General features: G+C 74.2%; 1 pseudogene. It reads left to right on the top strand.

Annotation, left to right across the window (positions count from 1 at the left end):
* A pseudogene (locus E1298_RS49190) lies at window positions 1-928 on the top strand (hypothetical protein); the annotation flags it as partial.

Here is a 928-nt window from a genome sequence, read left to right as displayed (position 1 = left end):
AGTAGTCGTCGTCCTCCATCTCGTCGGACGCCGGGCGCCCCGGCGTCCGACGAGATGGAGGACGACGACTACTGGGCGACCATCACCTTCGACAAGCCCAAGTTCCCCTGGCAGCACGACCAGGACGGGGAGCGCCAGGACGCCGACCTCGCCGGCGACCCGCTGCACGCCCAGGGCCAGGGGCAGGGCCAGCCGCCCGTCCCCGAGCAGCACGTCGAGCAGCCCAACCTGACCCAGCCGGTGTCGCTGGGCGCGGACGGCTCGATCCTCAACGGCATGGGCACCCCCGGCCTCGGCGCCCCGTCCGGCACGGGCCCGCAGCAGATGCCGGGCGGTTTCCAGGGCGGCCCGCCGTTCGGCGGCGACCCCGGCTCCACCGCGAACGACCCCATCCCGGCCGACTTCGGCATGCAGGGCGGCACCGGACCGCAGGCGCCCTTCGGCGTCCCCGGTCAGCCCGACCAGCCCGTGTACGGCCAAGAGCCCCAGCACGCGTACGGCGCGGCCGAGCAGCCGTCCTACGGCGGGCAAGAGCCGTCCTATGGCGCGCCTGAGCCGACCTACAGCGTCCCTGAGCAGCCTCCGTACGGCGGCGAGCAGCCGTCCTACGGTGTTCCAGGAGACCAGCCGTCCTACGGCGGGCAGGAGCAGCCGTCCTACGGCGGCGACCAGTCACCGTTCAGCGTCCCTGACCAGCCCCAGTACGGCTCCCCCGAACCGTCCTACGGCGACTACGGCTCCGACCCGCTGGGCACCCGTCCGGCGGCCGCCGCCGGGCCGCCCGTCGGTGGACGGCCTGACGCGTTCCCGCAGAACGACCCCCGCGTGTCCGACCCGCTCGGGCTCTCCCTGAACCGTCCGCCCGAAGACCCGATACGCGGCTACGGCGACTCCAGCGGCGGTCTCCCCCTCCCGTCCGAGCCCGCTC

Source organism: Actinomadura rubrisoli (assembly GCF_004349215.1).
Classification (GTDB): domain Bacteria; phylum Actinomycetota; class Actinomycetes; order Streptosporangiales; family Streptosporangiaceae; genus Spirillospora; species Spirillospora rubrisoli.
The sequence above is the reverse complement of the archived record's forward strand: the minus strand, read 5'-3'. Positions and strand labels throughout refer to the sequence as shown.